Annotated in this window: 4 protein-coding genes; 3 read left to right on the plus strand and 1 reads right to left on the minus strand. The window is 67.9% G+C overall.

Annotated features, from left to right (window positions below; translation table 11 throughout):
- Positions 1 to 290: 290 nt before the first annotated feature.
- The 3 genes from ACFXGX_RS40710 (at position 291) to ACFXGX_RS40720 (ending at position 4,370) form a co-directional block, all read left to right on the plus strand.
- Positions 291 to 1,253 (plus strand): carbohydrate kinase, encoded by a 963-nt coding sequence (locus tag ACFXGX_RS40710; RefSeq protein WP_384802679.1) that lies wholly within the window; start codon positions 291 to 293, stop codon positions 1,251 to 1,253.
- 220 nt (positions 1,254 to 1,473) lie between these two features.
- The gene (locus ACFXGX_RS40715) at positions 1,474 to 4,035 is read left to right on the plus strand and encodes a GH32 C-terminal domain-containing protein (RefSeq protein WP_384802682.1); all 2,562 of its coding nucleotides are present in this window, start codon (positions 1,474 to 1,476) and stop codon (positions 4,033 to 4,035) included.
- Between the two features lie 41 nt (positions 4,036 to 4,076).
- Positions 4,077 to 4,370 (plus strand): putative quinol monooxygenase, encoded by a 294-nt coding sequence (locus ACFXGX_RS40720; protein WP_384802685.1) that lies wholly within the window; start codon positions 4,077 to 4,079, stop codon positions 4,368 to 4,370.
- Between the two features lie 320 nt (positions 4,371 to 4,690).
- On the opposite strand, the gene ACFXGX_RS40725 is transcribed toward ACFXGX_RS40720, so the two are convergent.
- Positions 4,691 to 5,530 carry an RNA polymerase sigma factor SigF gene (locus tag ACFXGX_RS40725; RefSeq protein WP_384802688.1) on the minus strand — a complete coding sequence of 280 codons (840 nt, stop codon included), beginning with the start codon at positions 5,528 to 5,530 and terminating at the stop codon, positions 4,691 to 4,693.
- Positions 5,531 to 5,706: the final 176 nt, after the last annotated feature.

The raw sequence follows: 5,706 nt of genomic DNA on the forward strand, positions 1-5,706 counted from the left end.
CGGCGCTCGGCGGCGCACCTCCGCGCGCGCCACCCCCGCGCCCCCGCCCGTCCGCTCCGCCCGCGCCGTCGTCTCCAACCCGCCCCGGCCCCCCGCCGTCACACCCACCCCCCTCCAACACCCCCCCCCACCACCTGGCGAGGATGATGGACTCCGGATCACGGCAACGTCAATGCCTTCCGCTCGTCACAAATCGGCAACGTCCTTAGTCGTCGCGAAGCCAGCCCGTGGCGGTGTTGCCACGCCGCCTCTTCGCCCGGCTCGCCAAGCCTTCCGAGAAAGAGCAGCCCATGAGCCCGCGTCAGATCACCGTTGTGGGAGAGTGCGTCGCGGACGCCTTCACCGAACCGGCAAACGTCTCCAGCGAACTCGCCCTGCGCGTGCTGCCGGGCGGCGGACCTGCGAACACGGCGGTGGCTCTGGCCCGGCTGGGCACACCGGCCCGCCTCCTGGCCCGCCTGTCCGGCGACGTGTTCGGCCGCCTGTTCCGGGCCCACCTGGAAGCGTCCGGCGTCGACCTGTCCTATGCCGTCGCCGCCGCCGAGCCCAGCACACTGGCCGTGGCGGAGCTGGATGTCACGGGACAGGCCACGTACTCGTTCCACGCGCAGAACACGGCCGACTGGCAGTGGACTCCAGGCGAACTGGCCAGGACGGACCTGTCCGAAACGGCCTGTGTGCACACCGGGTCGCTGGCACTGGTCCGCGAGCCCGGCGGGGCGGCGGTGGAGGAGTTCCTGGCGACAGCGGCTTCGCGGGCCACCATCAGCATCGACCCCAACGTCCGGCCACTGCTGGTGCGCCCCGAGGTCTACCGCGCCCGGCTGGCCCGCTGGTGCGCTCTCGCCGACATCCTGCGCCTGAGCGAGGACGACCTGGAACTCCTCCTGCCGGGCACCCCGCCCGAGCAGGCGTGCGACACCTGGCACGCCGCGGGAGTGCGGCTCGTCGTGATCACGCTCGGCGCCGACGGCGCCCTGGCCTCGCTCGACGGCGAACGGCTGCAGATACCCGGGGCGGCCGCGCGGGTGGTCGACACGGTCGGCGCGGGGGACTCCTTCACCGCCGGCCTGCTGCACCACCTCGGCGCCCGCAGACTCCTCGGGGGCCGACTGGCCGATCTCGGCCTGGACGATGTCGCGGAAGCCTGCCGGTTCGCCACCCGGGTCGCGGCGCTGACCTGCTCGGTTGCCGGCCCCAATCCGCCGTGGCGGAATCAGTTGGCGCAACTCGCGAACGTCGGCGGGGCCTGACCGGCGGGCAGGCCGCACCGGGCACTCCCGCCCGAACTGTTGACGCAGCGGCCGGATTTCGCTCATCATCGGCCCACTCGATGTCATCGATGACACAAGTCAACGATGACATTCCTGGGCCGTCGGCATGGACGACGCCGACCCCGGGCATCACTTTTCGGTCGGTCCACGCCAGAGCCGCAGGCTCCGCCCGGTGGACGGCCACAGCGCAGGAGAGATCATGAGCTCTGGAGATGTATCCCGGCATGCCCGCATGCGGATGATCGCGGCCGTGGTGACCGTCTGCGCCCTGTCCGCTGCCCCGCTCACCTCCCAGGCCGTAGCCGCCAGCACGCCCCCGTATTCCGAGACCCACCGGCCCCAGTTCCACTTCACGCCCGAGAAGAACTGGATGAACGACCCCAACGGCCTCGTGTACTACAAGGGCGAGTACCACCTCTTCTACCAGTACAACCCCAACGGCAACTCCTGGGGCGACATGTCCTGGGGCCACGCGGTGAGCAAGGACCTCGTGCACTGGAAGCAGCTGCCGCTCGCCCTCACACACGACGACAACGAGATGGTGTTCTCCGGCAGCGCGGTCGTCGACCGGGACAACACCACCGGCTTCGGCACCAAGAAGAACCCGCCCATGGTCGCGATCTACACCAGCTACGCCAAGTCCACCGGCACACAGGCCCAGTCGCTCGCCTACAGCACCGACCGCGGCCGCACCTGGACCAAGTACCAGGGCAACCCCGTCCTCGACATCGGCTCCAAGGACTTCCGCGACCCCAAGGTCCAGTGGTACGCGCCCACCAAGAGCTGGTTGATGACGGTGTCGCTGTCCGCCGAGCACAAGGTGCGGTTCTACTCGTCCAAGAACCTCAAGGACTGGGACCTGCTGAGCGACTTCGGGCCGTCCGGCGCGACGGGCGGCGTGTGGGAATGCCCCGACCTGTTCCCCCTCGCGGTCGACGGGGACAAGAAGAAGATCAAGTGGGTCCTGGTCGTCAACATCAACCCCGGCGGCATCGCAGGCGGGTCGGCCGCCCAGTACTTCGTCGGCGACTTCGACGGCGAGAAGTTCACCGCCGAGGACAAGGGTGCCTACACCCCGCCCACCGGCACGGTGATGCAGGACTTCGAGGGCACCGACTTCGGTTCGTGGACGACCACAGGCACGGCGTTCGGCCAAGCGCCGACAGCCGGAGCGGTGGAGGGGCAGGGCACGGTCGCCGGGTTCGACGGCAAGGGCCTCGCCAACAGCTTCCACTCAGGTGACGGCACCACCGGCACCCTCACCTCGCCCCCCTTCACCGTCGACAGCAAGTACCTGAACTTCAAGGTCGGCGGCGGCCGGCACCCGCACGTGCCCGGAACCGTCATGGAACAGGGCCCGCCGCCCGCAGGCACGGTCCTCGCCGACTTCGAGGGCGGCACCTACGGCGACTGGACGACCACCGGGGACGCCTTCGGCACCGCACCGGCCACCGGCACCCTCCCCAACCAGATGGAAGTCTCCGGCTACCTGGGCAGCGGCCTGGTCAACAGCTTCCGGGACGGCGACTCCACCACTGGCACCCTCACCTCGCCCGAATTCACCATCGACAAGAACTACGTCAACTTCCTCGTCGGGGGCGGCAGCCACCCCGCCGGATCCGACAACCCCACCGCGGTCGAGCTCCTTATCGACGGCCAGGTGGTCCGTAGCACCACCGGACAGGATGGCGAGGCCCTCAACTGGGCCTCCTGGGACGTCCGCGACCTGGCCGGCAAGAAGGCACGGATCAAAATCGTCGACGACAACACAGGCGGCTGGGGCCACGTCAACGTCGACCACATCATGCTCTCCGACACCCAGGCCCAGCCCGTCTCCCAGGAGACATCCGTCAACCTGATCGTCGACGGCAAGGTCGTCCGCAGCGCCACCGGCTCCAACAGCGAAGCCCTGGACTGGGCCTCCTTCGACATGCGCCCCTACGCGGGCAAGAAGGCACAGGTCCAGATCGTCGACATGAACACCGCCGGCTGGGGCCACCTCCTCGCCGACCAGTTCACCGCCGCCGACACGGCCGCCAAGTCTGTCGTACAGCGCGCCGACTGGGCCGACTACGGCAAGGACTACTACGCGGCGGTGTCCTGGGAGAACGCGCCGGACGGCAAGCGTTACATGATCGGCTGGATGAACAACTGGGACTACAGCGGTGCCATCCCCACGTCACCCTGGCGCGGCGCGCAGAGCATCCCTCGGGAGATGGCCCTGCGCACCATCGACGGCCGTATCCGACTGACCAGTCAGCCCGTGAACAGCGTGACCTCCCTGCGGCAGAAGCACCCGGCGTCCGCGGCCGGCGTCACCGTCAAGAACACCTCCAAGGCCCTGATCGGCCCCGCAGCCGAGGGCAAGGCGCTCGACATCGAGGCGACCTTCTCCCTCAAGGACGCTGACCGGTTCGGTCTGAAGGTGCTCACCGGCGCCAGGGGAGAGGAGACCGTCATCGGCTACGACACCACGGCACAGGAGCTGTACGTCGACCGCACCCACTCCGGCGCCGTCGACTTCAACAGCACCTTCCCTGGTGTCCAGAGCGCACCTTTGAAGGCCAAGAACGGCAAGGTGAAGCTGCGGATCCTCGTCGACTGGTCGTCCGTCGAGGTCTTCGGCGGCAGCGGCGAGGCCGCGATCACCGACCAGATCTTCCCCGACCCCGCCAGCCAGGGAGTGCAGGTTTTCGCCGAGAACGGATCGGTCAAGCTGGACAACGCCGTCGTCTGGCACCTCGACTCCGCCCACAAGTGACGAGCCCAAGTGACGCCCACAACTGACAAGGACACGAGACCGTGAAGAAGACCTTGCTCGCCGAGTTCACCGCCCGCGAGGGAGCACAAGACGAGGTCACCCGCCTGATCAGCGACTACGCCCTGAAGGTGCGAGAGGAAGAAGGCAACATCGCCTTCGACGTCTACACCAAGGCAGCCCACCCGCGCGCCTACCAGATCTTCGAGGTGTACCGGGACGAGGACGCTTTCCAGGCACACCTGAACGCCCCCTACGGCGGCCCCTTCAACGCCGCCCTCATTCCGCTGATCGAAGAGGACGCCTCCGGCCTGACGTTCCTCGAACCGCTGGAGTGACGATGCCGGACACACCTCAGGGCCGCGCTCTCGACCGCCTTGTGGTCCCCGTGCAGCCACACTCTGGGCGGTTCGTCACGGCCTGGTAAATCGTGGTTTCGGATCGGGCGGGCAACGCACTAGCCCTGGCCGAGATCGCAGTACTGCCGGGCTTGCCGCTAGCGACGGTGCTGGAGGCGACCGCGTCTCAGTCGCCGAAGACTTCGATCGTGCGTACGTGAGGACCCGTGTCTCAACGGCCGGCTCGAGCAGACGCAGGGGAGGTGGCATGCTGCCCACCCTGCAGGGTGGGCAGCACTACCGGTGTCTTGGGGATGTGCTCAGTCGGTGGTGAGCATGCCTTCGCGGAGTTTGGTGAGGGTGCGGCCCAGGAGGCGGGAGACGTGCATCTGGGAGATGCCGAGGTGTTCGCCGATCTGGGCCTGGGTGAGTTCGTCGACGAACCGCATGTGGATGATGCGGCGTTCGCGGTCGTCGAGCTGGGCGATCATCGGGGCGAGGGCGTGGAAGTCTTCAACCAGTTCGAGGGCGTTGTCGTCCACGCCGATGAAGTCGGCAAGTGCGGCTTCGCCGTCTTCGCTGGAGGTGATGGCGGCATCGAGGGAGGTTGACGTGTAGCCGTTGGAGGCCTTCCGGGCCTCGATGACGTCCTTCTCCGACAGGGACATCAGCTGGGACAGTTCATGGGTGGTGGGCGTGCGCCCGAGCCGGCTGCGGAGTTCTTCGCTGGCTTTGGCGAGCTGGACGCGGGCTTCCTGGAGGCGGCGGGGTACGTGGACGGCCCAGGAGGTGTCGCGGAAGAAGCGCTTGATCTCACCGACGATGTAGGGGACGGCGAAGGAGGTGAACTCGACTTCGCGGGACAGCTCGAACCGGTCGATGGCCTTGATGAGGCCGATGGTGCCGACCTGGACGATGTCCTCCATCTCGTCCTGGCCGCGGCTGCGGAAGCGCCCGGCGGCGTACTGGACGAGGGTGATGTTCATTTCGATGAGGGTGTTGCGCACGTACTGGTACTCGGGCGTGCCCTCTTCCAGGACGGCGAGCTGGTCGAAGAACAGCCGGGACAACTGCCGGGCGTCCTTGGGGGCGATCTCGGAAGGGTCCGCGATCTCGGGCAGCATCGCGGTGCGTGCCTCTGCTGTCTTCGTCACTGTCATGTCAGGCCCCTCCTGCGTGATCCAGTCTTCAGTCACCGGCCCCGTGCACGCCGGCGACAGACGATGTACCCGGGTCCGAAAAATGCATGCCGGCAGATTTTAGAACGGACTCAGCGCACCCGAGCGACCGCCTGGCGGGCGGTCTGCGGCGCACGAGAAGTGGGGGGGGGGGGGGG

Source organism: Streptomyces sp. NPDC059371, from assembly GCF_042751995.1.
Lineage (GTDB): Bacteria > Actinomycetota > Actinomycetes > Streptomycetales > Streptomycetaceae > Streptomyces.